This window comes from Longispora fulva (assembly GCF_015751905.1).
Lineage (GTDB): Bacteria > Actinomycetota > Actinomycetes > Mycobacteriales > Micromonosporaceae > Longispora > Longispora fulva.
The window spans coordinates 6032949-6059818 of record NZ_JADOUF010000001.1 but is presented as its reverse complement, the minus strand read 5'-3'; the positions used below and the strand labels follow the sequence as shown (position 1 = coordinate 6059818).

Annotated in this window: 26 protein-coding genes; 14 read left to right on the top strand and 12 right to left on the bottom strand. The window is 72.3% G+C overall.

All coding sequences use genetic code 11. The annotated features are described in order from the left end of the window. Positions 1-122: 122 nt before the first annotated feature. Positions 123-413: a WhiB family transcriptional regulator gene (locus tag IW245_RS27395; RefSeq protein WP_197006037.1), complete on the top strand. Its 291-nt coding sequence runs from the start codon at positions 123-125 to the stop codon at positions 411-413. On the opposite strand, the gene bagB is transcribed toward IW245_RS27395, so the two are convergent. From bagB to IW245_RS27380, 3 genes are all read right to left on the bottom strand, one after another. Further along, positions 410-1483, bottom strand: coding sequence for an ArsA family ATPase (bagB, locus tag IW245_RS27390; RefSeq protein WP_197008704.1), 1074 nt, complete (start codon positions 1481-1483; stop codon positions 410-412). The two genes, IW245_RS27395 and bagB, sit on opposite strands and share 4 nt — an antisense overlap. Before the next feature lie 8 nt (positions 1484-1491). After that, on the bottom strand, positions 1492-2430 hold the full coding sequence (gene bagA / locus IW245_RS27385) for an ATPase BagA (protein WP_197006036.1): 939 nt from the start codon (positions 2428-2430) through the stop codon (positions 1492-1494). 76 nt (positions 2431-2506) lie between these two features. Continuing rightward, positions 2507-2953 (bottom strand): hypothetical protein, encoded by a 447-nt coding sequence (locus IW245_RS27380; protein ID WP_197006035.1) that lies wholly within the window; start codon positions 2951-2953, stop codon positions 2507-2509. Positions 2954-3022: 69 nt separating this feature from the next. On the opposite strand from IW245_RS27380, the gene sp36 reads away from it, so the two are divergent. From sp36 to IW245_RS27360, 4 genes are all read left to right on the top strand, one after another. Continuing rightward, a complete protein-coding gene (gene sp36 / locus IW245_RS27375; protein WP_197006034.1) occupies positions 3023-3184 on the top strand; it encodes a Sp36 family protein in 162 nt (53 codons plus the stop codon). Beyond that, positions 3184-3642, top strand: a complete 459-nt coding sequence (locus IW245_RS27370) for a RidA family protein (RefSeq protein WP_197006033.1) — start codon at positions 3184-3186, stop codon at positions 3640-3642. Before sp36 ends, IW245_RS27370 begins: the two co-directional genes overlap by 1 nt. 156 nt (positions 3643-3798) lie before the next feature. Continuing rightward, a complete protein-coding gene (locus tag IW245_RS27365; RefSeq protein WP_372445256.1) occupies positions 3799-4623 on the top strand; it encodes an MBL fold metallo-hydrolase in 825 nt (274 codons plus the stop codon). Next, on the top strand, positions 4620-8147 hold the full coding sequence (locus tag IW245_RS27360) for an AAA family ATPase (RefSeq protein WP_197006032.1): 3528 nt from the start codon (positions 4620-4622) through the stop codon (positions 8145-8147). Before IW245_RS27365 ends, IW245_RS27360 begins: the two co-directional genes overlap by 4 nt. A gap of 183 nt (positions 8148-8330) precedes the next feature. On the opposite strand, the gene IW245_RS27355 is transcribed toward IW245_RS27360, so the two are convergent. Beyond that, positions 8331-9008 carry a Crp/Fnr family transcriptional regulator gene (locus IW245_RS27355; RefSeq protein ID WP_197006031.1) on the bottom strand — a complete coding sequence of 226 codons (678 nt, stop codon included), beginning with the start codon at positions 9006-9008 and terminating at the stop codon, positions 8331-8333. A 119-nt stretch (positions 9009-9127) separates the two neighbouring features. On the opposite strand from IW245_RS27355, the gene IW245_RS27350 reads away from it, so the two are divergent. Then, positions 9128-9778: an adenosylcobinamide amidohydrolase gene (locus tag IW245_RS27350; protein ID WP_267920028.1), complete on the top strand. Its 651-nt coding sequence runs from the start codon at positions 9128-9130 to the stop codon at positions 9776-9778. A gap of 106 nt (positions 9779-9884) precedes the next feature. Here IW245_RS27350 and IW245_RS27345 read toward each other — a convergent pair whose 3' ends face one another. Genes IW245_RS27345 through IW245_RS27335 form a run of 3 tightly spaced genes read right to left on the bottom strand, consistent with a single transcriptional unit; the run spans position 9885 to position 12380 of the window. Further along, positions 9885-10106, bottom strand: coding sequence for a hypothetical protein (locus IW245_RS27345; RefSeq protein WP_197006029.1), 222 nt, complete (start codon positions 10104-10106; stop codon positions 9885-9887). Next, positions 10103-11095, bottom strand: coding sequence for a hypothetical protein (locus IW245_RS27340; RefSeq protein WP_197006028.1), 993 nt, complete (start codon positions 11093-11095; stop codon positions 10103-10105). Before IW245_RS27340 ends, IW245_RS27345 begins: the two co-directional genes overlap by 4 nt. 49 nt (positions 11096-11144) lie before the next feature. Beyond that, the gene (locus IW245_RS27335; RefSeq protein ID WP_197006027.1) at positions 11145-12380 is read right to left on the bottom strand and encodes a Gfo/Idh/MocA family protein; all 1236 of its coding nucleotides are present in this window, start codon (positions 12378-12380) and stop codon (positions 11145-11147) included. A gap of 81 nt (positions 12381-12461) precedes the next feature. On the opposite strand from IW245_RS27335, the gene IW245_RS27330 reads away from it, so the two are divergent. From IW245_RS27330 to IW245_RS27300, 8 genes are all read left to right on the top strand, one after another. After that, complete coding sequence (locus tag IW245_RS27330; RefSeq protein WP_197006026.1) at positions 12462-13598, top strand: CapA family protein; 1137 nt, start codon at positions 12462-12464, stop codon at positions 13596-13598. A gap of 70 nt (positions 13599-13668) precedes the next feature. Further along, the gene (gene nth, locus IW245_RS27325; RefSeq protein ID WP_233472949.1) at positions 13669-14394 is read left to right on the top strand and encodes an endonuclease III; all 726 of its coding nucleotides are present in this window, start codon (positions 13669-13671) and stop codon (positions 14392-14394) included. Further along, positions 14391-14522 carry a hypothetical protein gene (locus IW245_RS41795; protein ID WP_267920027.1) on the top strand — a complete coding sequence of 44 codons (132 nt, stop codon included), beginning with the start codon at positions 14391-14393 and terminating at the stop codon, positions 14520-14522. The genes nth and IW245_RS41795 overlap by 4 nt, the downstream gene beginning before the upstream one ends. Beyond that, a complete protein-coding gene (locus IW245_RS27320; protein WP_197006024.1) occupies positions 14519-15160 on the top strand; it encodes an NUDIX hydrolase in 642 nt (213 codons plus the stop codon). Before IW245_RS41795 ends, IW245_RS27320 begins: the two co-directional genes overlap by 4 nt. 9 nt (positions 15161-15169) lie before the next feature. Next, entirely contained in the window at positions 15170-16354 is a 1185-nt protein-coding gene (locus tag IW245_RS27315) for a MarP family serine protease (protein ID WP_197006023.1), read from the top strand. Positions 16355-16369: 15 nt separating this feature from the next. After that, a complete protein-coding gene (locus IW245_RS27310; protein WP_197006022.1) occupies positions 16370-16666 on the top strand; it encodes a type VII secretion target in 297 nt (98 codons plus the stop codon). Then, positions 16666-18306, top strand: coding sequence for an alpha/beta hydrolase (locus tag IW245_RS27305; protein WP_197006021.1), 1641 nt, complete (start codon positions 16666-16668; stop codon positions 18304-18306). Before IW245_RS27310 ends, IW245_RS27305 begins: the two co-directional genes overlap by 1 nt. Then, the gene (locus IW245_RS27300) at positions 18303-18692 is read left to right on the top strand and encodes a hypothetical protein (protein ID WP_197006020.1); all 390 of its coding nucleotides are present in this window, start codon (positions 18303-18305) and stop codon (positions 18690-18692) included. The genes IW245_RS27305 and IW245_RS27300 overlap by 4 nt, the downstream gene beginning before the upstream one ends. 54 nt (positions 18693-18746) lie before the next feature. Here IW245_RS27300 and IW245_RS27295 read toward each other — a convergent pair whose 3' ends face one another. The 5 genes from IW245_RS27295 to eccCa all read right to left on the bottom strand — a co-directional run bounded on the left by IW245_RS27295 (position 18747) and on the right by eccCa (position 26820). Then, a complete protein-coding gene (locus tag IW245_RS27295) occupies positions 18747-19853 on the bottom strand; it encodes a S8 family serine peptidase (RefSeq protein WP_197006019.1) in 1107 nt (368 codons plus the stop codon). Between the two features lie 209 nt (positions 19854-20062). Beyond that, entirely contained in the window at positions 20063-21652 is a 1590-nt protein-coding gene (locus IW245_RS27290) for a hypothetical protein (protein WP_197006018.1), read from the bottom strand. A 2-nt stretch (positions 21653-21654) separates the two neighbouring features. Then, complete coding sequence (locus tag IW245_RS27285; protein WP_197006017.1) at positions 21655-22101, bottom strand: hypothetical protein; 447 nt, start codon at positions 22099-22101, stop codon at positions 21655-21657. Between the two features lie 29 nt (positions 22102-22130). Beyond that, positions 22131-22943, bottom strand: a complete 813-nt coding sequence (locus IW245_RS27280; RefSeq protein ID WP_197006016.1) for a hypothetical protein — start codon at positions 22941-22943, stop codon at positions 22131-22133. A 1-nt stretch (position 22944) separates the two neighbouring features. Next, positions 22945-26820, bottom strand: a complete 3876-nt coding sequence (gene eccCa / locus IW245_RS27275; protein ID WP_197006015.1) for a type VII secretion protein EccCa — start codon at positions 26818-26820, stop codon at positions 22945-22947. Between the last annotated feature and the right edge of the window lie 50 nt (positions 26821-26870).

The window sequence follows — 26870 nt, the reverse complement described above, 5'->3', positions numbered from 1 at the left end:
GAAGGTGCGTCAACGAGGGGGTTCGCTGACCACAGGTCGCGCCGGGTGAGGGTTGGGTGGTTCGGACGTGGGGTACACGAACGAACCATGAGGGGGGACACCACAAGGGGGGACCGGGAAATATGGGCCTTGTCGTTGATTGGGCGAGCGCAGCCGCGTGTCGGTCCGGGGATCCGGACGCACTGTTCGTTCAGGGGGCTGAGCAGAACGTGGCAAAACGAGTGTGCCGGACATGTCCGGTTCGCTATGAATGCCTCGCCGACGCATTGGACAACAAGATCGAGTTCGGGGTGTGGGGCGGCATGACCGAGCGGGAGCGCCGCGCCCTGATCCGCCGACACCCACAGGTCACCAGCTGGCGGCGCCTCTTCGAGGCCGCCCTCAAGGATCGCGAACTCGCGAAGATCTGCTAACCCACCACCCGCCGGAGGCCGTCCAGATCGTGGACATCCTCCGGTTGGGCTGGTACCTCGAAGACGGGCACGCCCGGCCGGGCGGCGGTGAACTGGTCAGCCAGCCGTCGCTCCCGGGCCACCCGCCGACTGAGGTCCGCGTGCACGCGCAGGACCTCCGCCGTCACCGGGCTGTCGACCTTCTCCGCAGCGGCCAGCGCCCGTTCGACGGACAGGTCCGGGACCGAGAGCCGGTGCATCCTGTTGAGCACCAGGCCGGCCAGGGGCATCTTCTCCTCGGCGAGCCGGCCGGCGAAGTACGCGGCCTCGCGCAGCGCGTCCGGCTCCGGGGCGGCCACCACCAGGAACGCCGTCTCCCGGGCCTGCAGCACCTTGTACGTCTGCTCCGCGCGCTCGCGGAACCCGCCGAACATCGAGTCCAACGCCGTGACGAACCCGGACACATCGGTGAGCAGCTGGCCGCCCAGGATCTTCGTGAACGCCTTCGTCATCACCCCGAACGAGGCCGTGACCAGGTTGAACACGCTCCTGCCCCCGGCGCGGGCCGGGGCGAGCAGCATCCGGAGCATCCGGCCGTCGAGGAACCGGGCGAGCCGCTGCGGCGCGTCGAGGAAGTCCAGCGCCGACCGGGACGGCGGGGTGTCCACCACGATCAGGTCCCACTCGTCGGTGGCGCGGAGCTGGCCGAGCTTCTCCATCGCCATGTACTCCTGCGTCCCGGCGAACGTGGAGCTCATGGCCTGGTAGAACGGGTTGGCGAAGATCTCCTTCGCGCGCTTCGGGTCGGTGTGGGCGAGCACGACCTCGTCGAAGGTCCGCTTCATGTCGAGCATCATCGCGAACAGGTCGCCATCGGCGCTCTCCACCTTGCGCGGGGTGTTGTCCAGCTCGGTGAGCCCCATCGACTGGGCCAGCCTGCGGGCCGGGTCGATGGTCAGCACCACGGTGCGCCGGCCGTGCTTCTCCGCTGCCCGCAGGGCCAGTGCCGCGGCCGTGGTGGTCTTGCCGACCCCGCCGGAGCCGCAGCACACCACGATCCGGGTGTGCGCGTCGGCGAGCAGGGCGTCCATGTCCAGGTTCACAGTGAACCCCGCAGCGTCGCGGCCAGCTCGTAGAGGCCGGCGAGGTCCATGCCGTCGGGGAGCAGTGGCAACCGCACCATCGGGTACTCCAGGGCGTCGAGCTCCGAGGACAGCTCGCGCTCCAGGCGCAGGCGTACCTGATGGAGCTTGGCCTCTTCCAGCAGACCGCCGACCGTGGCCTTGTCGGCGGGGAGCCCCGCGGACGTCAGCCCGCGCTTGAGCTCCGCCTGGGTGATCTTGACGCCGTCCAGCGCCGACGGCCGGGTCGCGTTGACGATCACCGAACCGATCGGCATGTCCAGGGCCGTGAGCTCGGCGATCGCGTCCCGGCACTCCTGGACCGGCATCTCCTCCAGCAGCGTCACCACATGGATCGTGGCCATCGGGGACCGCAGGACCGCCGCGACCCCCTCGCTCTGGGTCTTGATCGGACCCACCTTGGCGAGCTTGGCCGCCTCGGCCGTCACGTTGAGGAACCGGCCGATCCGGCCGGTGGGCGGGCCGTCGACGACGATCGCGTCATACACCCGTTTGTTGTGTTCCGTCCGGGTCGTCGCCTCTTTGATCTTGCCGGTCAGCAGGATGTCCCGCAGCCCCGGCGCGATCGTGGTCGCGAAGTCGAACGCGCCGAACTTCTGCAGCGCCCGCCCGGCCCGACCGAGCCGGTAGAACATGTCCAGATACTCGAGGAGGGCCTCCTCGACGTCCACGGCGAGCGCCCGCACCTCCCCGCCGTCCGGGCCGGTGGCGATCTTGCGCTCCTCGTAGGGCAGCGGGGCGGTGTCGAAGAGCTGGGCGATGCCCTGACGGCCCTCGACCTCCACCAGCAGCGTGCGGCGACCCTCGCCGGCCAGGGCGAGCGCCAGGGCCGCCGCGACCGTGGTCTTGCCGGTGCCGCCCTTGCCCGTGACGATGTGCAGCCTCGGATGACTCATGCGCCCGCCTCGCTGCGCTCGCCGGTCGCACGAGGCACGAGGGGACTGTGTCGACGATTCGCTCGCTGGCGCTCGCTCATGCCGCTACGCGCTTGACGCCGCAGACCCGCCAGCCGCCGTTGGACGTCGCTGTGACCTCCAGGTGCTGGGCCCCGACCGTCTCGGCCGGGGTCTTCGCGGTCACCCGCACGTCGTAGACGGTCTCGCGCTTGGCCTTCGACTTCTGTTCCGTCGTCCAGGTGAAGGTCACATCCGGGTACCGCCGGACCAGCGAGTCGACCTCGCTGACCTTCTGGGCGAGCTGGGTCGGGTCGACGTCCGAGCAGAGGAAGTCGGCGGCCCTGTCCTCGTCGCGCTGCACGAAGACGCCGGTGAGGAAGCCCTCCACCGCCGCGGTCGGCGTCCTGGCGCCCTTGCCCTCGAGGGAGGACACGAGGAGGAACGCCCCGGTGCCCCCGCCGACACAGAGTAGGAGAACAACACCGAAGACGAGGCTGGTGATCAGTCCGCTGCGAGCCCGCATGTACCCCTCCGCGTGGTGGCGCTGCAGACTCAGCGTAGTGCCACCTGGCGACTGATAGGTTTTCGGACCATGACGAAGTGGGAATACGTGACTGTGCCCCTGCTGGTACACGCCACGAAGCAGATCCTCGACAACTGGGGCCAGGACGGCTGGGAACTCGTGACGGTCATCCCCGGACCGAACGGCCCGGAGCAGCCCGTCGCCTACCTGAAGCGCCCTCTGGAGAAGTGATGTCTGACCCCTACGCCAAGATCATCGAGCTCGGGCACACCATGCCGGTCGTGGCCGCGCCCGTCGCGTCGTACGTGCCGGCCGTGCGGACCGGCAACCTCGTCTACGTGTCCGGCCAGCTGCCGTTCGTGGACGGCAAGCTCACCGAGACCGGCAAGGTCGGCGCGGACGTGACCGCCGACCGCGCGAAGGAGCTGGCCGCGATCTGCGCGCTCAACGCCCTCGCGGCGGTGGACTCGCTCGTCGGGCTCAACGAGGTCGTCAAGATCGTGAAGGTGGGCGGGTTCGTCGCGTCCGCCGAGGGCTTCACCGGACAGCCCGGCGTGATCAACGGCGCCTCGGACCTGTTCCTCGCCGTGTTCGGTGAGGCCGGCCGGCACGCCCGCGCGGCCGTCGGCGTCTCGGAGCTGCCGCTGGGTTCGCCGGTCGAGCTCGACCTGATCGTCGAGGTGCGGTAGTTCTAGCACTTTTGGATGGAGTTGTCGTCGTCTGTGACTGGATGGCGACAACTCCTCCCTGGTCGTCCGCCCGGTTGCCCCGATATGCGTAGGTCGATTGACTCGGAGTAACTACGCGCCGGGCATAGTGAGCTTCGTCGCCGTACCATCTCTGTCATGACGGATGCTGGGGGGCGGATGTCCGGGTCGGCGGGCGCCCTGTTGGACGAGCTGCCGGCGTGGGCGACGTTGGTCCGTGCGCCCAACCCCGGGCCGATGACCCTCACCGGGACGAACACCTGGGTCCTCCGCGACCCGGAGGCGTATGCCGGCGTCGTGGTCGATCCCGGACCCCTCGACGAGGACCACCTCGCGGCGATCGTCGCGCACGGGCCCGTCGCCATGATCCTGGTGACCCACGGTCACCACGACCACGTCGAAGGTGCTGCACGGCTCCGGGAGCTGACCGGGGCTCCGATCCTGGCCGTCGACCCCGCGCACGGGGCGCACCCGGTCGGGCATGAGGAGCCGGACGGCGGGGCTCCCGAGGGGCTGCGCGACGGCGACGAGATCCCGCTCACCGGGCTCACCCTCCAGGTGCTGCTCACCCCCGGGCACACGTCCGACTCCGCGTCCTTCCTGGTCAACGGCGAGGCGGTGCTCACGGGAGACACGATCCTCGGCATGGGCTCCACGATCGTCGCGCACCCGGACGGCAACCTCACCGACTACCTGGCCAGCCTCACCCGGCTCGCCGACCTGGGCCCGATCCCCGCGCTCACCGGCCACGGCCCGCCCCTCGCCGACGTCTCGGCCGCCGCGAACCACTACCTCGCGCACCGCAGAGCCCGGCTGGACCAGGTCCGTGCGGCCGTCGGGTCCGGCGCGACCACCCCGGCGGAGGTCGTCGCCATCGTCTACTCCGATGTCGACCCCTCGCTGTGGTGGGCGGCGGAGCTCACGGTCCAGGCCCAGCTCGACTACCTGAAGGTGACGCGGTGACCTGCGCGGTCTGCGGCACGACGGCCGTGCCCGGCGCGCGGTTCTGCCACAACTGCGGCACCGCCCTGCCGGCGGCCGAGGCCGTGCTGCCCGTCACCGAGCGGCGGATCGTCACCGTGCTGTTCGGCGACCTGTCCGACTTCACCGCCTGGTCGGAGGACCGCGACCCGGAGCGGGTGGGCGCGGTCACCGACCGGGTGCTCGCCGCGCTGGCCGGCGCGGTCAAGACCTTCGGCGGGCACGTGGACAAGCTGACCGGCGACGGCATCATGGCCGTCTTCGGCGCGCCCGTCGCACACGAGGACGACACCGAGCGCGCCGTTCGGGCCGCCCTGGCCATGCAGCGGGCCGTCCGCCGGGTGCTCGACGACGAGCAGGGCGGCGGCGTCCCGATGGGGCTGCGGATCGGGCTGAACACCGGCGAGGTGGTGGCCGGGGTGCAGGCGGGCGTGGAGTACACGGTCATCGGGGACACCGTGAACACCGCCGCCCGGATCGGCGACGCGGCGGCGATCGGGACCGCGTACGCGGGGGAGTACACCGCGGCGGACACCCGACGGATCGCCGCCTGGCGGAAGCTGCACCCGCTCAAGCTCAAGGGCAAGCGCGAACCGGTCGAGACCTACGAACTCCTCGGCCTGCTCGACGCCCCGATGGACCGGGCCCGTCTCGGGTTCAGCGACGAGGCGGCGTTCCTCGGCCGGGAGACCGACCTGGGCCGCGTCACCGACCGGCTGGCGGAGGTCATCGACCGGGGCGAGCCGCGTATTCTCGTGGTCACGGCCGAGGCGGGGGTCGGCAAGAGCCGGTTCGCGGCCGAGGCGGCCCGCAAGGCGGCCAAGCGCGGGACCAGGACGCTGTCGGTGCGCTGCGCGGCGTACGGGGAACGCAGGAGACTCGCCCCCCTCGCCGACCTGGTCCGGGTCGCCATCGGGCTCAACCCGGAGGACAGCAACACCCACCCCGGGCTGACCAAGGGCGTCGCCGAGGAGCGGCTGCGCCGGGTGTCCGAGCGGCTGGCCAAGGGCGGCAAGGTCAAGGATCCGATCAGCATCGACCTGCTGCTCGCCCTGCTCGGCTTCGGCGAGCTGCCGGTCATGCAGCCCGAGCGGCTCGGCAGGGAGCAGTCCGAGGAGGAGGCGGTCCCCGCGGCCGTCGCCACCCTGATCTCCGCGCTGGCCACCGAGACCCCGCTGCTGGTCGAGGTCGACGACGCGCACGACGCGACCCCGCAGAGCATCGACGCGCTCGGCGCGATGCTGTCCCGGCTGACCGGGCCGGTGCTGGTGCTGCTGCTGGGCCGCCCGGAGCTGGTCCGCACGGCCGGGGTGCTCGGCCGGATCTCCGACGCCGAGGTGCACGCGCTGTCCCCGCTCCGGGGGGCCGACGCCGCCCGGCTGCTGTCGGCGTACCTCTCGGGTGGCCGGCTCGCGCAGGCCGACGAGGACAAGCTGCTCGCCACCGCGCTGGGCAACCCGTTCTACCTCGCGGAGCTGGTCACCCTGCTCCAGGAGCGCGGCCTGCTGACCTCCGTGGACAACCAGTGGACCCTGGAGCCGGGCTCGCTCGACGGCCGGCTGCTGTCCCGGGACCTGGCCGCCGTCCTGGCCGCCCGCATCGACGCCCTGCCGCCCGAGTCGCGTTCCGTGCTCCGGGCTGCGGCCGTCGTGGGCGACACCGTTCCGTCCGGTGCGCTGGAGATGCTGCTCGGCTCCCAGGAGGACGAACTCGAACCGGTGCTCGAAGAGCTGCTCAGCCGACGGATGCTGCGCCGGCTACGGTACGGCTACTCGTTCACCACCCCGCTGATGCGCCAGGCGGCGTACGCGGGGGTGGGCATGGCGGACAAGGCCGAACGGCACGCGGAGCTGGCCCGCTGGGTGTCGGCCTCCCCGCCGGCCGGCATGTCCGCCGTGGACGTCGACCTGTTCATCGCCGAGCACGCCGAGCAGGCCCTGCACTTCGGCCAGGCCATGGGCCTCCGCGAGGACCAGGACGAGCCCAACCGGCCCAGCGTCACGCGGCTCGGGGTCGCGGCCCTCGGCCGGCTGGCCCGGCGCTCGGTGTCGGGTGGGGACCCGACGCAGGCCGCCCGGTACGCCGAACGCGCCGCGGCCCTGTCCGGCGGTGCCCTGTCAGCCTCCGACCAGGTCACCTACGCCCGCGCGCTGCTCCAACTCGCCCGGCCGCACGACGCCCTCGACCACGTGGCGCCCGTCCTCGCCGACGCCGACCCGCTGGTGCGGGTGCAGGCCCAGCTCCTGGCCGGCCGCGCCCACCGGGTGCTGGGCGACGCCGAGCAGGCCGTGCGGCTGTGGACGGAGGCCCTCGCCGGCGCGGAGGCCGCCAACATCCCCACCCAACGGGCCGAGGCGCTGCTGCGGCTCGGGATGGCCGACTACCTGGCCGGGCAGCTGACCGAGGCCGCCCAGCGGTTCGAGGCCGCGCACAAGGTCTCCGTCGACTCCGGGGATCGGCGCAACCAGGCGTGGGCGTTGCAGCACCTCGGCTGGGTCACCACCACCCGGGGCGACTTCGATGCGGCCGACACCGTGCTCGGCCGGGCCGCGCGCCTGTTCGCCGAGCTCGACGACCCGGTCGGCAGAGCATGGATCCGGGGTACGACGGCCTTCGCGCGCCTACTCGGCGGCAAACTCGCCGAGGCCCGCCGGCTCGCCACTGCCTTCCTGCCGTTCGGCGAGCGGGTCGGTGAACACTGGGCCGTCGGGACCCTGCGCAGTGTGGAGGCGTTCGCCGCCGCCGAGCTGGGCGAGCTGGCCGAGGCCGACCGCGAGGCCCGGCGGGCGTACCGCGACTTCGCGGCCACCGACGACGACTGGGGCCGGGGGCTGGCCATGATCGTGCGCGGGGTGGTCGCCCGGGGGCTGGCCGAGCCCGCCCAGGCCGTGGACCTGCTCAACGAGGCCGAGGCGTACTCGACCCGGGCCGGCCACCCGCTGCTCATCGGCATGGCCCGCACCATCCGGGGCTATGTCCGGCTGGAGCTGGGGGACGTCGCGGCGGCCGAGGAGGAGGCGTTGCAGACGCTGAAGCTCGTGTCGACGTACGACGCCCAGGACGCGGCGAGGGTCGGCCCGCTCGTGCTGCTCGCCGAGGCCCGGCGCGCCCAGGGCGACGTCGACCGCGCGCTGGAACTGCTGGAGGAGGTGTCGGCGTGCGCGGCCTGCCCGTCGCTGCTGCTGCCCCGCACCCAGGCCGTCGCGCACTACGCCCAGGCGCTGCTCCAGGCCGGCAGGATCGACGAGGCTGTGGCGCACGCCCGGTGGGCGGCGGAGTCCCCGGTGGAGGAACTGCGCAGCCGGATCGTGGCCCAGCGGGCACTCGCCTCGGCGCTGGCCGCCGCCGGGGAGCTGGTGGAGGCGCGGGAGGTGGCGACGGTGGCCGTGGAGCTGGCGTACTCGACGCAGCAGCTCGCGGAGCGGCCGGCGAGCGACGCCCTGCTGGCATCGCTGACGACCGGTGCGGCGCACCCCGACCAGGCCAGGGTGACCCCGGCCCTCTGACCAGCGCGGGAAGACCGCCGCGTGCCGAAGAAGGGACGCGGCGTAACAAATAAAGATCTTGATCTTGCTCTAAGGCGCAGTGGCCCGCTGCGGGCGAATCTGGCAAGCAGTGAGCAGGTCCGCTAGGGCCAGCCCTGCGGACCTGCTCACTGCGCCGTCCAGATTCGTTCTCGGCGGATCCCGTCAGACCCGGGCGCGCCTGGCCAAGCGCTCGGGGTCCAGGATGATCACGCTCTTGCCGTCGAGGCGCAGCCAGCCGCGCGACGCGAAGTCCGCCAGGGCCTTGTTCACGGTCTCCCGGGACGCGCCGACCAGCTGGGCCAGCTCCTCCTGGGTGAGGTCGTGCGTGACCCGCAGGACGCCGCCGTCGCGGGTGCCGAACCGGCTGGCCATCTGCAGCAGGTTCTTGGCGACCCGGCCGGGCACGTCCGTGAAGATCAGGTCGGCCAGTGCGTCATTGGTGCGGCGGAGCCGGCGGGCGAGGACTCGGAGCAGCTGCTCCGCGATCTCCGGCCGGTTGGTCAGCCACGGACGCAGGGCCTGCTTGCGCAGCCGGGACAGACGGGTGTCGGTCACCGCCGTCGCGGTCGCCGTCCTCGGCCCGGGGTCGAACAGCGAGAGCTCGCCGATCATGTCACTCGGGCCCATGACCGCGATCAGGTTCTGTCGCCCGTCCACAGCCCGGCGACCGATCTTCACCTTGCCGGACAGCACGATGTACAGACTGTCCCCAGGCTCACCTTCGCTGAACACGACGTCACCCTTGCGGACGTCGATGTACTCCATGTCCTTCGCGAGCGCCTCGGCGGCCTCCGGATCTACCCCCTGGAAGATCCCGCTGCGACCCAGTACCTCATCCATCGTCTGCAACCTCCACTCGCGCAGGTGTGCCCGCGCGAGTCGAGTCTAGGCCCATCGTTGTCGGAAACGGGCCAGCACCCACGATCAAGGTCGTTTTCTCCGTCGGACACGATGGGGGCGTGGACGGCACACTCACCTCACGGCCCGAATCCGGGTTCCAAATCCCCATTTTGTACTGGAGACTTCCCGCCCCCATGACGGCGGTCTCCAGCGGTGTGCATGGCGGCGGGCTGGGCGTCCGAGACTGGGTCCTCAACGCGACCGTCCCCATGTCCTACAGCCGGCCGGACCCGTCCGAACATGTCGGCGAGTTGGCGGCGGGGCTCGGACTGACCGGTCCCGGGGTGGGGCTGCTGACCGGGGTGGACGTCCGCGAGGTGGTCTCGGCCGCCGACGCCGGGGTGACGGCGCACGCGACCGTCGGGCTCGGGAGCCCGGCCTGGGCCGCGGCCCCGGACGGGCACCTGCGCCGGATGCGGCCGGGCACGATCAACCTCGTGTGCTTCCTGCCGGTCCGGCTGTCCGACGCGGCACTCGTGAACGCCGTCGCCACGGCGGCGGAGGCCAAGGCGCAGGCGATGTGGGAACTGGGCATCGAGGCGACCGGCACGGCGAGCAACGCGTCGTGCCTGCTCTGTCCGGTGACGGGCGAATCGGAGCCGTATGGCGGGCCGCGGTCCGTGTGGGGCGCGCGGCTGGCACGGGCGGTGCACGCGGCGGTGCTCGAAGGCGGCAAGGCCTGGCTGGCCAGACCCCGCGCGTGGGGCTGACGCCCGGTCCGGGGGCCGTTTTGGGGCCGGGGCCCGCTGACCTTCCCGTGGAGGTGCCGTCGGGCAGGGTGCGGAGACGCGGCGTAACCGAATGGTGGTCGGGTTTTTAGTCCGGAGGGCGGTGCTGGTCGGGGATGTCGAAGAGGTCGTAGACCCGGGACTCGATGTCGTCCCAGTGCCAACCCTCCTTCGCCCACTGCCCCAGCTGGGCGAAGTGGTCGTCGAACGCCGTCGAGGACAGGTCCATCCCCACCTCCGGTGGCTCGGTACGCGGACCGGGAACGCCACCGAACGGCGTCGTCGGCTGGTCGCGCTCCCCGAAGCTCATGCGCGTCGGCCGGCGCTCGGCAGGAGTGACTCGCACGCGCCCCGCCACTGGCCGAGCTGGTCGGCCATTGCCGTGCCGGCCCGCTCGACCTTCGCGAGGTCGGTGCCGATGTCGGCGAGCAGGGCCAGGCCCCGGCGCAGCTCGGAGTAGATCTCCTGGGTCTGGGCCGGGACCAGCCAGATCTTCAGGCTGCGGTCCGGGTAGACCAGGGCGCGCAGGCGCGGCAGGGGGCCGTCGAGCAGTTCGTCGGCGAGGTCGAGGACCCGTTCGGTGCAGCGGGCCCAGGTGGCGGACACCCTGGTCAGCTCGGTGGCGACGGCGTGGTCGAGCTCGGCGACGCCGGACAGGCCGGCCCGCCAGTGGCGCAGGTGGCCGTCGAACTCCGCGCCGGCCGGCGTCCGCCAGGTGGGGATGCCGGCACCGATCTCGTCGAGGACGGCGGCCGTGCCGGTGCCGAGGGTCGCGTACGCGGCGGCGAGCCAGCTGAGCCGCTCGACCCGGCCGGTGAGCGGGCCGGTGACGAGGGCGCGGAGGTTGTCGGTGGTCAGCCGGTGCCACAGGTCGGTGTATTCGGCGAGGCGTTCCTCGGTGCCGGCGAGGCGCTCGTGGCGGTGGAACTCGGGGATCGGGAGCGGAGGAACGTCCGCGCCACCCGGGCCGGTGCCGCCCGTGGCGGCGTAGCCCGGGGCGGACGAGCTGCCCCGCAGCCTGTCCAGGCTGGTCGCCGCGTCCACATCCCGCGCCCGGTACTCCCGGGCCGCCTGGCCCAGCAGGTGCGCCGTGCGCCCCAGCCCGGACTGGCTGTCCCGCAACACCTGGGCGTGTGCCTGCGCGAGCCCGTCGAGGGGCTCGCGCAGGTCACCCATGTCGTCGACGGCGCGGCAGGTCACGTCGGCATACCGGCTGAGGGCGTCGAGGCTGGCGTCCAACCCGTCGAGCACGGCGGCGAACCCGTCGAGCTCGTCCGGACTGAACTCGACCTGCGCCATGGGCGGCACATTACCATTTGCCCGCCACGCCCATCGATGCGAAGGACGGCTATCGGACCGTCTCGACCGTCCCCCGCAGACGGGCCCGCTCGGCGGCGAAGACCGCGAGGTGCGAGTTCAGTGAGGCCTCGCCGCCGCTGCGGATGTGTTCGGGGTCGCCGGTGCGGACGGCGGCCGTGAAGGCGGCCATGATGCCGTCGTCGCCGCCGCCGTGCCCGCCGGAGGCGCTGGCGTCCCCCGTGGACTCCGCCTCGACGTTCTCCCAGGTGCGGGTGGCGAACTCGAAGACCCGGACGGACTCGCCGTCGCCGTCGAGTTCGCCGTGCGTACCGAAGATGCGGGTCTTTCTGTGGGCCTGCTCGTTGAACGCCGTCATCGTGAACGCGCCGCTCGCGCCGCCCTCGAACTCCAATGCGACGACCTGGTGGTCGACGACGTCGTTGTCGCAGGCGTAGACGCACCGGCCGTAGGGGCCGTCGCGCAGCGCCTCGTCGAGGGTCTCAGCCGTCGGGTCGGGGGTGAGGATGGTCAGTGGCCAGCCGCGCCGGCCCTCGTCGAAGAACCGGTTGTAGATCTTCCGGGCGTCGTACGAGCAGTCGGTGAGCGCGCAGTCCGTGCACCGGTCGGCCGCGCCGGCGGGCTGGTTGTCCCGGGTGAAGTGCGCGAGGCCGCCGAAGCTGGAGACCCGGCTGATCGGCGCGCCGACGACGTACTGCAGCCAGTCGATGTCGTGGCAGGACTTCGCCAGCAGCATGAACGTCGACTCGGCTGTGTTGCGCCAGTTGCCCCGGACGAAGGAGTGCGCCTGGTGCCAGAAGCCGACCGGTTCGAGGTGCTGGATGCTGACGATCTTCCCGATCCGGGGCAGCGCCTGCCGCACCAGCGCGGTGTAGGGCGTGTACCGCAGCACGTGGCAGACGGCGAGCATCACCTTGGCCTCGGCGCAGGCCGCGACGATCCGCCGGCACTCGTCCTCGGTGGGAGCCAGGGGCTTCTCCAGCAGGATGTGGTAGCCGGCGGCCGCGAACGCGAGGGCAGGTTCCAGGTGGTCGGCGTCCTGGGTGCAGATCGCCACGGCGTCGGCGATCCGCTCGCCCCTGGCGATGATCTCGCGCCAGTCCGTGAACGCCTCGGCCTCGTGGGCGGTGACGAGCTTGTCCCGGTACTCGACCCGGGGCTCGGCGACGGCGACGACCCGGGCGTGCTCGGGATGACGGGCGACCCAGTCGGCGTACGAGCCGCCCCGGCTCCCGGCCCCGACGATGGCGATGGTTATCTGCGACACCAGCCGAGTATTGCTGAACTCTTTCTAAAAGGCCAGAGGCTAGGCTGCCCCGGCTGAGGCTTCGGCTGAGAGAGGTGCCCGATGGTGGCAGGCGGGAAGAACTGGCTGGTCGCAGGCCTGGCGGCGGTGATGCTGCTCGGCGTCGGCGCGGTGGTCGTCGGCTTCACCATCGACACAGATGAGCAGAAGAAGCCGGTTTCTGCCGGTGTGCCATCGACGGAATCTGTTCCCGTCCCCACGCCGTCGGCCGAGCCGCCCACGGTGACCATCACCGGCACGGGCGACGTGATCATGGGCGCGGCCCCGACCCTGCTCCCGCCGAACGGCGGCAGGGACTTCTTCCAGCGGGCCCCGCTCACCGGCGACCTGATCATGGGCAACCTGGAGAGCCCGCTCACCGAGGACACCGGGCACAAGAAGTGCAAGGAGGTCAACGGGAAGCCCGAGGAGGGCTGCTTCGCGTTCCGACTGCCGCCAGGCTACGCCGAACACCTCAAGACGGCCGGGTTCGGCGTCCTCAACCTCGCCAACAACCACACACTCGACATGGGCCCGACCGGGCTGGCCAACACCCGCAAGACCCTCGCCACGGCCGGGCTCAAGCCCACCGGCGGCCCGGGAGAGATCACGATGGTCGAGGTCAAGGGGCTCAAGGTCGCGGTGCTGGGCTTCTCGCCCTACTCCTGGGGCGCGTCCCTCCTCGACGTCCCCAAGGCCGCAGAGCTGGTCCGCACGGCGGCCACCCAGGCGGATCTCGTCGTCGTCCAGATGCAGATCGGGGCGGAAGGGGCGGCGTACGCGCACGTCAAGCCGGGGACGGAGAACTTCCTCGGCGAGAACCGGGGCGACCCGATCAAGTTCGCCCGGGCCATGGTCGACGCCGGGGCCGACCTGATCATCGGGCACGGGCCGCACGTGCTGCGCGGGATGGAGTTCTACAAGGGCAGGCTCATCGCGTACTCGATGGGCAACTTCTCCGGGTACCGCGTGCTGTCCAGCGCCGGGCCGACCGGGATCGGCGGCGTGGTGTCGGCGACCCTGCGCGCGGACGGGACCTGGGTCTCCGGAAAGGTGCTGCCGACCGTGATGGTGGACGGCGGGTATCCGTCGATCGACCCGAAGAAGCAGGCACTGACCCTGATCCGGGACCTGTCGAAGGCCGACCTGAAGGCCAGCGCCGCCACGATCGGAGACGACGGGGCACTGACGCCCCAGTAGGCTCGGGGTTGTGACAGACTCGCCCGTCCGGCGGCGGCGCCGACCCTCGCACGTCCCGGCCTCCGCTCCGGTGGAGACCCCGCTCGCGCTCAAACGACGCGCCAGGAAGATCAGCCGGGAGCTGGCCGCGCTGCATCCCGACGCGGTGTGCGAGCTCGACTTCACCAACGTCCTGGAACTGACCGTCGCGGTGATCCTGTCCGCCCAGTGCACCGACGTGCGGGTCAACCTGACCACCCCGGCGCTGTTCGCGAAGTACCGGACGGCCGAGGACTACGCCAGCGCGAACCGCGCCGAGCTGGAGGAGATCATCCGGCCCACCGGCTTCTTCCGGAACAAGGCCACCTCGCTGATCGGGCTCGGCCAGGGGCTCGTCGACCGGTTCGGCGGCGAGGTGCCCGGGACGATGGCCGAGCTGGTCTCGCTGCCCGGGGTCGGGCGCAAGACCGCGAACGTCGTGCTCGGCGACGGATTCGGGGTGCCGGGGCTGACCATCGACACCCACTTCCAGCGGCTCGCCACCCGGTTCGGATGGACCACGTCCACCGACCCGGTGAAGATCGAACACGAGGTCGCCGCGCTGATCGACCGTCGGGACTGGACGATGCTGTCGCACCGGATCATCTTCCACGGGCGTCGGGTGTGCATCGCGCGGAAGCCGGCGTGCGGGGCGTGCTCGCTGGCGCCGCTGTGCCCGTCGTACGGGGTGGGACCGACGGAACCGGAGGCGGCCGTGCGGCTGCTGAAGGGGGACCGGGTCGCGCAGATCGCCGAGCGGGCGGGCATCGAGCTGTGAGACCGGGAGCGGCGCGGCGCGAGGCCGGGCGGCCGGCCGGGGACCCCAGCGGCCACGTGACCCACACCTACAGCGGACCGGCGCTGGACGACGCGACGCTGGGCACGCTCGTCAAGGAGCACCTGTGACCGACCTGCCCGACTGGCTGCCGCCGATCGTGGAGCGGATCAACGAGTCCACCACGGCGGACTTCACCCGGTTCGCGCCGCCGGAGTCCGGGGGGCGGCGCAGTGCGGTGCTGATCCTGCTCGGCACGAGCCCGACGACCGGGGACTTCGCCCCTGCCGCCGACGTGCTGCTCCTCGAGCGCGCCGCGACCCTGCGCAACCACGCCGGCCAGCCGGCCTTCCCCGGCGGCGCCGCCGACGAGGGCGAGGACGACCCTGCGGTCACGGCGCTCCGCGAGGCCGAGGAGGAGGTCGGCCTGGACCCGGCGAGCGTCCAGGTCCTCACCACCCTGCCCGACCTGTGGATTCCGGTCAGCGACTACATCGTCACCCCGGTGCTCGCCTGGTGGCACTCGCCGCACCCGGTGGGCCCGGTCGACGCCGGCGAGGTGGCCCGGGTGGTCCGGGTGCCGATCGCCGACCTGGTCGACCCGGCCAACCGGATCCGGGTCCGGCACTCCAGCGGGTACGTCTCGCCGGCCTTCGAGGTCGCGGACATGCAGGTATGGGGTTTCACGGCCGGAGTGTTGTCAGTGCTCCTGGATATCGCGCAATGGTCCGTTCCGTGGGATCAGGATCGGATTGCCGAGCTGAGATAGCCTGGCGTCATGCCCGGCCACCTTGTCGACATCATCCTCGTCGTCCTCGCCCTGCTCTTCGCGATCAACGGCTACCGGCAGGGTTTCGTGATCGGGATCCTGTCCTTCGTCGGCTTCTTCGGCGGCGCCCTGCTGGGCCTGCAGGTGGCCCCGTCCATCGCGGTCTACTTCGACAGCCCCACGATCCGGGTCCTCGCGGCCCTCTCGGTGATCTTCGCGATCGCGCTGCTGCTCCAGGCGCTGTGCGCGTGGCTCGGCAGCCGGCTGCGGCAGGGCATCCGCGACAGCGGGGCGCAGGTGCTCGACGACATCGGCGGCGCGCTGGTCTCGATCGTCGCCGTGCTGCTCGTCGCGTGGATGGTGACGGCCCCGCTGGCGTCGTCCTCGGTGCCGGGCCTGTCGAGCGCCATCCGGAACAGCAGCATCGTGAGCACGGTCAACGCCGTGATGCCCGACCCGATCAAGGGCATCTACAAGGAGCTGCGGGACACGGTCAACACCAACGGCTTCCCCGAGGTGTTCGGTGGGCTGGCGCCTACCAACGTTCCCAGTGTGGGGGAGCCCGACGGCGCGTTGGCCGGGTCGGACGCGGTGCGCCGGGTGCACGCGTCCGTCGTGAAGGTCCTCGGCGACGCCCCGAGCTGCTCGCGGCGGATCGAGGGCTCCGGCTTCGTCTACGCGCCGGAGCACGTGATGACCAACGCGCACGTCGTGGCGGGCACCAGAAAGATCCAGATCGATGCGGGGGGTACGAAGCGGGCCGGCACCGTCGTGGCCTACGACCCGATGAAGGACCTCGCCGTCATCTACGTGCCCGGCCTGACCGCCCCGGCGCTGCCCTGGGCCACCGCTCCGGCGCAGAGCAACCAGGACGCGATCGTGCTGGGCTACCCGCTGGACGGGCCGTACACGGCGAAGGCCGCCAGGATCCGTGACTCCCGGCAGATCAAGGGGCCGGACATCTACAACTCGGGCACCGTGGTCCGCGAGGTGTACACGATCCGGTCCGAGGTGCGCAGCGGCAACTCCGGCGGCCCGCTGATCTCGCCGGCCGGCGCGGTCTACGGGGTCATCTTCGCCGCGGCGGCCGACGACGAGACCACCGGTTTCGCGGTGACCGCCGCCGAGGCGGCCAGTGTCGCCGGCGACGGCAAGGCCCGGACGGCGGCGACCAACACGGGGGATTGCGCCTAGTCAGTACCCTCGGCCATGGCCGAACCACAATTGCGAGTGGACACCCACGCGTTGCGGAGCGTCGCCGTGGACGTCGCGGCGACCGGCGGCCGGATCGTGACCCACTTCGATGGGGTCAGGGCCGAGCTGTGTCCGGCGGACCAGCCGGGTTGGGCCGCCGCCGCGGCGCTGCACGCCGTCGTCGAGGCCTGGGGCGGGCACGCGGAGATGCTCCGGGGCCGGGCGGTCGACGCCGGCGCCCGGCTGACCCGCGCCGCCGACGGGTATGACGGGACGGACCACGGCGTGGCCTGCCGGTTCGGGCCGGGCTAGTGGTCACGTTCGCGCAGCTCCGGGATGCCGACCCGGCGCTGTTCGCCACCGCGGCCGCGGCGTGGACGGCCCTGGCCGCGGCGACGGAGAGCCGGGCCGACGACCTGATCCGGGACACCAGGCCGCTGGAGGGCTGGGAGGGCGGGGCCGGTGCCGCCGCCCGCCGGTTCCTGGACCGGTTCCGCAGGGACGTCGAGGACGACCAGGTTCCGCTGCGCCGGATCGCCATCCTGCTGGACGCCCACCACGAGCAGGTCCTCAAGGCGCGCGGCATGCTGCACTCCGCCCTGGAACGGGCCCGGGCTCTGCCGGCCACGGTCGGCGAGGACGGCACGATCACTCCGACCGGGGTCGTCGAGCCGGCCCGGGTGGCGGGGCTGGTGCGGGAGTTCGAGGCGGCGCTGCGGCTGGCGGCGGACACCGACGGTCACACCGCCCGGGGCCTGGCCGGGTTGGCGCCCGGGAGCGGCACCGCCGTGACCGGGGTGCCGTTGGCGGCCGTGCCCGGGCGCGGGTCGAGCCCGGCGGCCGTCCGGGAGTGGTGGCGGGGCCTGTCGGACGGCGAGCGGCGGTTCCTGATCACCCGGCATCCGGAGCTGGTCGGCTGGCTCGACGGGGTGCCGGCCGGTGACCGCGACCTGGCCAACCGGCTCGTCCTGGAGCAGCGCCGGGAGACGCTGGGCGCGCGGCGGGCGGATCTGGAGGCCCGCCGGTCACTGTCCGGGGCGGAGCAGCGAGAACTCGGGGCCATCCGGCGCACGCTCGGTGGCCTCGACGCGATCAACGACCGGCTGGTCGACGCTCCGCGCGGGGCGGAAGGGTCCGAGCAGCGCGGGTATCTGCTCGGGATCGACACCGACCGCGACGGCCTGGCCGTCCTGGCGGTCGGCAACCCGGACGCGGCGGACAACGTGCTGACCTACCTGCCGGGTACCGGGACCGACCTGTCCACGGTGGCCGGTGACGTGGCGCGGGTCGACCGGATGGCGTTCGACGCCAACAAGCTGGACCCGACGAGGCGCACGGCGGCGATCCTGTGGCTCGGCTACGACGCGCCGGACAACCTGGTCGCGGCGACGAGCGGCGGGTACGCGTCGGGGGCCGAGGAGGATCTGAGCCGGTTCCAGTCCGGGTTGCGGGTCACCCATGACGGGGTCCCGTCGCACGCCTCGATCATCGGGCACAGCTACGGCTCCACCGCTGTCGGGTTCGCGGCCAGGGAGCACCCCGGGCTCGCCGACGACCTGATCTTCGTGGGCAGTCCCGGGGTCGGGGTGGATCACGCCGGGGACCTCGGGGTCGCCAGCGGGCACGTCTGGTCGTCGACGGCGCGGAACGACCCGATCCAGTATGCGGCGAATCCGGTCACTCCCCAGCCGGACCTGGTGTTCGGCACCAACCCCAGTACCGGGAGATTCGGGGGTCAGGTCTTCACCAGCGCCCCCGGCGACCCGATCGTGACGACGGGGCACGTGTCGATCGACGTCCTCGGCCACCACCTCGGTTCCGTGACCGTGCCGACCGGCTTGAGCGGGCACGCGCACTCGCAATACTGGGACGCGGGCAATCCGGCCCGGGCCAACATCGCCGACATCGTGACCGGACACTACGCCGAGGTCGCCACGGAAGGACCACGATGAACGAGGAACAGGCCGCCGAGCGGATCGAGTGCTACATCGAGGAGGCCGTGCGGCAGGTGAGCCCCCGGCCGACGATGCGCCGGGCGCTGTTCACCTCCGTGCCGTGCGACGGGCTCGTCAGGGCCGCGCCCGGCGAGGTCGGGGTGAGCGTCGAGCACAACCACGCCCTGGTGGAGGTGCCCAGGGCGGGCCACGCCGCCGTCCTCGACACCCTCTTCGGGTACTGGGCGGGGCTGGACTACACGGTGCTCCGTGACCACCGGTCGGCCGGGGCGCCCGGCGTGGTGGTCGAGACGCCGGACGGTTTCGTGCTGAAGGTGGACGCCGGGTACAGCGGCGACGGGTTGTACCTCAGCGGATCGTCGCCGTGCGTGAACGTCGTCTGACGGTTTCAGCTCCGCGTCCGGCACGTCCCGGCCACGACATCGACGCCGAATGATCTAGTTCGGACGGTGGAAAATGTCCGGGGGAACGTCGCTCGGCGGGCCCGGCGGGATCACCCGGCGACGGCGGCGCAGCACCAGGACGACCAGCGCCCCCCACGCGACGAGCACCACGACGATCGCGACCAGGACCACAGTGGTCCACGGCCCGGCCGGAGCCCCGCCGGGCGAGGCTGAGGGCGCGGCGCTGAACACAGGCACGGTCGGAGTACCGTCCGCTGGACCCCTGCGGAGGGCCGCGAGCAGGTCGAGCCCGCCGAAACCGTACTGGGCGGCGCGGCCCGGCGCGCCCCTGTCCACCGCCGTCGCCGTGAGCAACGCGACCGTGTCCCTCGCCGACAGCCGTGGAAACCGGGCCCTGAGCACCGCCACCGCCCCCGCCACCACGCCGGTCGCGAGGCTCGTGCCGGAGGTGCGCCGGTAGCCGCCGGTCGAACTCGCGACGTACAGGTCCGCACCGGGGGCCGCGAGCACGACGCCGGCACCGGTGACCGAGATCGGGTCGACGGTACCGTCGCGCCCGGTGGCCGTCACGGCGACGACACCCGGGTACTTCGCCGGGTAGTTGATGCCGCCGATGCCCTCGGTGCCGGGGTCGCCGACGTTGCCGGTGCCGGCGACGATGACGACATCGGCGGCCTGGGCCCGCTGAACGGCCCCCTCAAGCTCCCCGAACGCCACTCCGCCGAACGCCAGCGTGATCACCTTGGCCCCGTGTTGGACCGCGTAGTCGATCGCCGCCGGGATGCGGGTGCTCGGCATGCCCCGGTCGAGTGCCGAGGTGCTCCGCCCGATCGGCAGGATCCGGGCATCCGGCGCGACGCCGAGGATGCCGTCGGAACCGCCATGGCCGTGGCCGGCGATCAGGGACGCGACGCCCGTGCCGTGGTCGCCGCCGTCCGTCCATCCGATGCCGGCCAGGTCGGCGTCAGCTCCCTGGAGGACTGTGCCGGTCAGATCCTGGTGGGCGCCGTTGACCCCGCTGTCGATGACCGCGACCGTGATCCCGGAACCCCGACCGATGGCGTGCACGTCGGCGAGGTGCAGCGTGGAGACGTACCACTGCGCGTCGCGGACCGGGTCGGACCAGGCGACGTTGGGCACGGCGGCGGCGACGAGGACAGCGACGAGCAGGGCCGCTACCCGGCCCTGTGAACTCCGTCCGCGACTTCTGCGGACGACTCGTTCGCCGCGAACAGGCCCAGATGGCGGAGGGCCTGGAGTCGGGGACTCACCGCGAGCATGGGCTGAAGGCGGGCGGCAGGGAGCGTTGGACCCGCCGCGAACACGCGGAGCACGCCGGAAGCCGGAGGTCACGGAGACGGCGCTCCGGGCGGTCCTCCGACGGTCGGACCAGGGTCGGTCGACCCAGGGGACGCCACGGGAGCGCCGATCGTCGGGAACGGGAGGACGGGAGAAGCGGCGGAAAGTTCGGAGTCAGGCGCGCCCATCGCCCCGCCAGAGGTCACCGGACGCACCGAACCGGATGTGCCGAACACCGGGCCTGGGCCCGCAGCAGGCCCGGGGCCGGGCGCGCCGATGACGGGGCTCACGCCAGCAGGACGCTCGGCCGGTGGCACCGGCCCGGTCGGCCCCGGCTCGACCGGATGTTCGACCGGTGGGACCGGTCGGGTCGGCCCGGGCTCGACCGGACGCGGATCGCCTGGCCCGGCGATTACCGCAGGCGCGGTCCGCCGATCCCGGAAATCGTCCTCGTAGACGCCGCTGTACCGGTATTCAGCGCGGTCCGCGACGCCCCCGTGACGCGCCCCGGTCCGAGAGCCTCCAGAGCTGTCATCCGCAGGTTGGCCGATCACCCCGCCACGGTTCGGTCGGGCGCTGAGGCCGCGTCCAGGGGGTTCGACCGGTCGGGCCGGAGCCGGTGGCCGGCTGGTCTCGCCGAGCATCGAGGGCACAGTGCCCGGCGGGCGGGAACGCAGCGGCGGCCGGGTTGTGGTGGTCTCGGTAGTCGCGCCGCCGACGACGGGCGAGACGCTGCGCCTGGTCGGGAGGTTGTCCAGAAGGCCAAGCCGCTTCGGCCCGGCCGAAGCCGACCCGCCGGGGTTGGTCGGTAGCCCATTGATCGGCGGCGTGCCGGGGAGCGCCGGCAGCCCGCTCGGACCGGGCGGGGTCGGGCCTCCAGGCAGAGGCGGGCCGGGGGTCACCGCTGTGGGGGTGACGGGAGCGCCGCCCTGGATGACCGGACCGCCAGCGGAACCCGCGACGACCGGGCCGCCGGGCGCGGGGCCGGCCGGCTGGGTGGGCCATGGCTGCGTGACCGGACCGGCGATGACCCCGGAGTGGCTGGGCACCGGCGTCACGAGCGGCGCGATCGGGCTCAGCGGCTGCCAACCGGTGTCCGTGCCCGGGTCGTTCGGATCGAACTCGCCGGGAGCCGGGGGGATGTACTCCGGCGGGAGTTGCATCCGCATGTACGTGTCGAAGCTGGCCCGGTCGAACTCCTCCAACGCCGTCCGCGCGTGCGCGTCGTCCTGGGGTGCCCGGGCGTCATACCAGGGATTGATGGTGTTGATCAGTTCCTTGTCCTCGGCCTTGTGGACCTCGTGCAGCTTCGCGATCCTCTCGAGCTGCTGCTGGGTGGTCGTGATGTGCCCGGCGAGGTCGGTCAGGGCGTTGGAGTTCGTCATGGTGACCTGTGCGGAGGCGTCCAGCGCGGCCCGGAGGTCGTCGATATGGGAGAGGAAGGCCGCTGCGGCGACGTTGGTGGCCGGGTCCCAGTGCGCGGCGAGGCGGTCGGTGTAGACCTTGAGGTTGGCCCGGTGCTGGTCGAGGATCTGGGTGAGCCGAAACCACGCGACGGAGTGCGCGGCGTTGGGCTGGGCGTGCTCGTACGACATGATCCGCTGGATGTCGTCGACGTCGAGGTTGTCGTATCGGCCCACGGTCAGGACACCGCTCCGGGGCCGGGTGGCGACACGGGGCTGGGAGACACCGGGGCGGGGCCCGGCGGGGGCAGCGCGGTGTCGATGTCGCGCCGGACCTGGTCCTGCAGTTCGGCGGAGAACACGTCACCACCCTGGTAGCGCCGGGCGACCAGGTCCGCGGCTGCGGCCATGGCCGCGGTGCCCCGGTGGAAGTTGGCCATCGACTGGTCGATCTTCGTCAGGCACCGCTCGTAGTAGGCGCGGACCTTGAGCAGGTCGCGGATGTAGCAGGAGTTGCCCATCTGTGCGCCCTGCTCGAAGTACGGCCGGATATCGGTGTTCCACGCCTGCTTGAAGTTCTCTTCGAGGTCGCGCCGGACCACCTCGGCGAAGTCGTGCAGGGAGGTGATGTCGACGTCGATGGCCTGGTAGCTGCCGATCCAGTCGGGGCTCTCGTTGGGAATCATCGCGCGCCTCCTCCCGCCGTCCTTCGAGGTTAGTGGATCCGGTCAACCCGCGCCGGGAGCACTATGCCCTGAACATGTCGAAAGCCGAGTATGCCAAGATCACCCGCTAGGAACGCTTCGGGTGCCACCTGGACGACCTCCCCGGACGGGTTGTAGAACGTCAGCTCAGGGCCGATCAGGAGCACGTAGTGCCGGGGATATCCGTCGCCGATCAGCACCGGGACCGGGTGGCCGGCGCTGACGGCCGCCACGGCGTCGCGGAGGGCCGCCCGGATGCTGGCCGGGTCGGTGTCGTCGACGAGCCGCCAGTCGTACGCCCTGCCCAGCGCCCCGGCCACGCCCCACGGCGACGTGCCGAGCCGTCGCGGCCAGAGCCGGTTGGTCGCGTCGTGGATCCGACGCTCCTCTTCGGCCAGCCGGTCGGCGAAGGGGGCGTCGCCGGCGGTGAGCGACAGCGCGTACACCGGGTCGAGGAGGGCTCGGGTCATCAGGATCGAGACGGAACCGCAGGTCGTGGGGGTGGACTGCGCGATCGGCACCGTCCCGGGCACGGCCGGGTCGACGAGCCGGAGGTGGCCGTCGAGCCAGTAGGCCGACTGGCCGCGGATCCGGTCGGCGAAGGCCGTGATCTCCTCGGTGGTCCGGCCGGCGGCCGCGGCGAGCAGCAGATAGTGGCGCTCCTCGTCGCTGTCCGCGCCGGCGAGGAGCGGCTCGATCGCCGACCGGACCGGGGACAGGTCGGCCAGGGCCAGCCACGGGGTGATCCTGGTGGCGATCGCAGCCCGACGGAAGAAGGCGCGCAGCACCCAGGACCGGCGCAACAGTGTCGTCAGCTGCGACATCTCAACTCGCCTCCGAGAGTTGGACCAGTTGGGTGCCACCCCGCCGGGTGACGAGCAACCCCCGGCCGGGCGGCAGCGGGCCGGGCCGGACGTTGCCGAGCAGCACCCCCTCGTCCCGGTTCCCCGACAGCACGATCCCGGGGGACGCCAGCTCGCGGAGCCGCTGGATGACCGGGTCGTACAGCGCGCGGCTCGCGCCGCCGACCTGGCGGGTGAGGATCAGGTGCAGCCCCACGTCGCGGGCCTGGGGCAGGTAGTCCACGAGCGGGGCGAGGGCGCCGGGGCCGACCAGGTCGTAGTCGTCGACGAGGACGAAGCACTCCGGGCCGGTCCACCAGCTGCGGTCGCGGAGCTGGGCGGCGGTCACGTCGGTGCCGGGGAGCCGCTTGGCCATGTACCCGGCGACCGAGGAGGTGTATTCCAGGGCGGTGGTCGCGTTCGTCCCGTACCCGATGAGGTGGTCGGTCGTGATCGCGCCCAGCAGCGACCGGCGGTAGTCGACGAGGATGATCCGGGCCTGCTCAGGGGTGTAGCGTTCCACGATGGACCGGGCCACCGACCGCAGGAACGTGGACTTGCCGCTCTCGGAGTCCCCGAACAGGTACAGGTGCGGCTCGGACCCGAAGTCGATGGTCACCGGCCGCAGGTCCGCCTCGGCGATGCCGATCGGCAGCCGCAGCCCGTCGGCCTGGCCGGACAGGAACGGCACTGAGGACGGCAGCAGTCGGACGGGCGGCGCTGCCGGCCCCCGCCAGCCGGCCCGCACGGCCCCGACCAGCGCCTGGCAGCCGGTGGCCAGGTCGGACGCGTCCTGCCGGCCGTCGAGCCGGGGCAGGGCGCCGAGAAAGTGCAGGCCGGCGGGGGTGATGCCCCGGCCGGGGGCCTTGACGGGCACGTTCGCGGCCAGCCGACGGTTGAGGTACGAGTCGGTCGGGTCGCCGAGCCGCAACTCCAGCCGGGTGCCGAGCAGGTCGCGGATCGCCGGCCGCAGGTCCATCCACCGGCTGGCGCTGAGCACGACGTGCACGCCGTAGGACAGGCCGCGGGTCGCGATGTCGGTGATCGTGGCCTCGAGGTCCTCGAATTCGCCGCGGACCGTGCCCCAGCCGTCCACGACGAGGAACACGTCGGCCCCGCCGGTCCGCCGGAACGCCGCCACCGAGTCCAGCCCGCGCTCGGCGAAGGTCCGCTCGCGGTCCGTCAGCGTCGTGTACACCTCGGCGACGGTCCGCCGCACCACGTCCACCTCGCGCCGGCCGGCGACGACCCCCACGTGCGGCAGGTCCCGCAGTGCGGCCAGCGCGCCGCCGCCGAAGTCGAGGCAGTAGAACTGGGCCTCCGTCGGGGTGTGGCTGAGCGCGGTCGCGGCGATCAGGGTGCGCAGCATCGTGGACTTGCCCGACTGCGGGCCGCCGATCACGGCCACGTGCCCGGTCAGGTCGGCGCGGAGCAGGTCCCGGCGCTGCTCGTAGGGCTTGTCGACCACGCCGATCGGCACCTGGAGCGCGCCGCGCGGCTCCGGGCCGGTCACGGTCAGGCCGCGCTCCGGGTCGCCGGTGAGCGGGGCGAGCAGCTGGTCGAGGGTCGGCGGTTCCTGGAGCGGCGGCAGCCACACCTGGTGCGCGGGCGCGCCCCGGCCCTCCATCTTGCGGACCAGGATGTCCAGCAGGCTGTCGCCGACGGCCGGCTCCTCGACCGGGGCCAGCGCGACGACGCCCGGGGCGATGAACCGGCTGGTGTAGTCGAGGACCTGGGACCCGGCCCGGACGAGCCCCGGGCCCTGGGCGCGGCGGTGCACGCCCGACACGTACGCCGCCTTGAGCCTGACCAGCGGCTCCGTCCCGTTGCGCAGGTATCCGTGGCCGGGCTGGCGGGGCAGCTCGAACGCCGCGGCGTCCCCGATCGCCACCCGGGACTCGGTGGCGGAGAAGGTGCGCAGCCCGATCCGGTACGAAAGGTGGGTGTCCAGGCCGCGCAGCTTGCCCTCCTCGAGGCGCTGCGAGGCCAGCAGGAGGTGCACGCCCAGCGAACGCCCGACCCGGCCGATCTGGATGAACATCTCGATGAAGTCGGGCTTGGCGGTCAGCAGCTCCGCGAACTCGTCGCAGATGATCAGGAGGCTGGGCAGCGGCGCGAACGGCGCACCGGCGGCGCGGGCCTTCTCGTAGTCGCGCTGCGACGCGTAGTTGCCGGCGTCGCGGAGCAGCTCCTGGCGGCGGACCAGCTCGCCGTTGAGCGCGTCGGTCATCCGGTCGACGAGCGCCATCTCGTCCGCCAGGTTCGTGATGACGGCGCTGGTGTGCGGAAGCTTGTCCATGCTCGCGAACGTCGCGCCGCCCTTGAAGTCGACGAGGACGAAGTTCAGCGTCTCGGACGGGTGGTTGATCGCCAGGGCGAGGACCAGGGTGCGCAGCAGCTCGGACTTGCCTGAGCCCGTCGCGCCGATCAGCAGGCCGTGCGGGCCCATGCCGTCCTGGGCGGACTCCTTGAGGTCCAGCTCGACCGGCTGCCCCTCGGGCCCGACGCCGATCGGCACCCGGAGCCGGTCGCGGTTGGGCCGGGGACCCCACGTGAACGCCGGGTCGAACTCATACGGATCGCCGAGCTCCAGCAGCTCCGCGAGCCCCAGCTCGGCGGCCAGCGGCTGGTCGTCGCCCCCGGCGAGCAGGGACAGCCGCAGCGGGGACAGCTGCCGGCACAGGGCCTCGTGCTCCAGCTCGCCGAGCGCGTCGGGCCGCCCGATCCAGGAGCTCTCCTCCATCGTGGTGCTGACCAGCTTCTCCGTCGTCACGTCGAACACGATCGAGCCCCGGTCGAGGGAACGCGGTGGCCGGCTGGACAGGTCCACGATCGTGACCCCGGCGACGCCGCCGTCGGTCATCAGGTGGTCGGAGCCGGCGAGGTCGCCGCCGTCGATGACCACGACCAGATGCGGGCCTTCGGTGCCGCCGCCGCCGCCCGGGGCGAACCGGGGGCGGCTGGAGATCACGTCGTCGAGCAGCGACTCCAGGGCCGTGATGCCGGGCGCGATGAGCCGGAGCTGACCGAGGGCGTCGCAACGGTGCGGGTGCAGCGCGTGCGGCAGCCACTTGAGGTGTTCCCACTCGGGGCGGCGGTCGTTGGCGGCGCACACCGCGATCCGGATGTCCTCCGGAGCGTGCAGGGTCGCGATCTGGGCGAGCATGGCCCGGACCCAGTCCATGCTGGCGGCGCGCTCGCCCCGCACGTACAACGTGGCGAAGCTGCGCAGGGACAGCGCGACCGGAAGATCCGGAATGATATGGTACGTACTGATGAACCGGCGCAGGGCCAGCGCCGTCATCGGCTCCAGATCCTCCAGCGCCTTCGACGGGCCCGTACGCAGCGGGGTGGCCAGCTCCTGCGGGCCGAGTCCCATCCGGACCGTCAGGTAGTCGCCGTCGGCGGGGCGGCGCTCCCAGAGCCGGTGGCTGGCGGCCGTGGACCACAGCGACGCCGGCTCGGGGTGCCGGTGGTGCATGGCGGTGCGCTGGGCCTCGATGTTCGCGCGGACCTTGCGCCGCACCTTGCCCAGGTAGCGCATGTAGTCGCGGCGCTGGGCCATCAGCTCGGCCTTCTTCGGCCCTGTCTGGCCGGCGAAGCTCGTCGCGAGCATGCCGACGGAGGACAGCCCGAACAGGCCACCCATGATCCATTGCAGGGTGCCGCCGCCCCGGCCGCCCATGAACATCAGCGCCATGGAACCGCTGCCGGCGAGCATCGGCAGCATCATCAGCAGCTGGGACCAGGCCCGGCCCATGACCTGGGGCAGTTCCGGTGGCGGGTTGAGCACGATGTCACCGGACGGCAGCTCGGGGCCGGGTCTGCGCGGGGGGCGCTTGACGATGACGGTGCTCACTCGACCACCCTAGGGCGCGGATCGACGGATCCGCTCGTCCGGTTTGGGTT

Bases quoted from the DNA above. Each gene is read 5' to 3' on its own strand.
- bagA (WP_197006036.1), bottom strand. From the start codon at position 2,430: ATGAGTCATCCGAGGCTGCACATCGTCACGGGCAAGGGCGGCACCGGC.
- IW245_RS27345 (WP_197006029.1), bottom strand. From the start codon at position 10,106: ATGAGCTTCGGGGAGCGCGACCAGCCGACGACGCCGTTCGGTGGCGTT.
- IW245_RS27395 (WP_197006037.1), top strand. From the start codon at position 123: ATGGGCCTTGTCGTTGATTGGGCGAGCGCAGCCGCGTGTCGGTCCGGG.
- IW245_RS27365 (WP_372445256.1), top strand. From the start codon at position 3,799: ATGACGGATGCTGGGGGGCGGATGTCCGGGTCGGCGGGCGCCCTGTTG.
- IW245_RS27285 (WP_197006017.1), bottom strand. From the start codon at position 22,101: ATGATTCCCAACGAGAGCCCCGACTGGATCGGCAGCTACCAGGCCATC.
- IW245_RS27315 (WP_197006023.1), top strand. From the start codon at position 15,170: ATGCCCGGCCACCTTGTCGACATCATCCTCGTCGTCCTCGCCCTGCTC.
- IW245_RS27330 (WP_197006026.1), top strand. From the start codon at position 12,462: ATGGTGGCAGGCGGGAAGAACTGGCTGGTCGCAGGCCTGGCGGCGGTG.
- IW245_RS27280 (WP_197006016.1), bottom strand. From the start codon at position 22,943: ATGTCGCAGCTGACGACACTGTTGCGCCGGTCCTGGGTGCTGCGCGCC.
- sp36 (WP_197006034.1), top strand. From the start codon at position 3,023: ATGACGAAGTGGGAATACGTGACTGTGCCCCTGCTGGTACACGCCACG.
- IW245_RS27300 (WP_197006020.1), top strand. From the start codon at position 18,303: ATGAACGAGGAACAGGCCGCCGAGCGGATCGAGTGCTACATCGAGGAG.
- IW245_RS27380 (WP_197006035.1), bottom strand. From the start codon at position 2,953: ATGCGGGCTCGCAGCGGACTGATCACCAGCCTCGTCTTCGGTGTTGTT.
- IW245_RS27310 (WP_197006022.1), top strand. From the start codon at position 16,370: ATGGCCGAACCACAATTGCGAGTGGACACCCACGCGTTGCGGAGCGTC.
- IW245_RS27355 (WP_197006031.1), bottom strand. From the start codon at position 9,008: ATGGATGAGGTACTGGGTCGCAGCGGGATCTTCCAGGGGGTAGATCCG.
- bagB (WP_197008704.1), bottom strand. From the start codon at position 1,483: ATGGACGCCCTGCTCGCCGACGCGCACACCCGGATCGTGGTGTGCTGC.
- IW245_RS27340 (WP_197006028.1), bottom strand. From the start codon at position 11,095: ATGGCGCAGGTCGAGTTCAGTCCGGACGAGCTCGACGGGTTCGCCGCC.
- IW245_RS27370 (WP_197006033.1), top strand. From the start codon at position 3,184: ATGTCTGACCCCTACGCCAAGATCATCGAGCTCGGGCACACCATGCCG.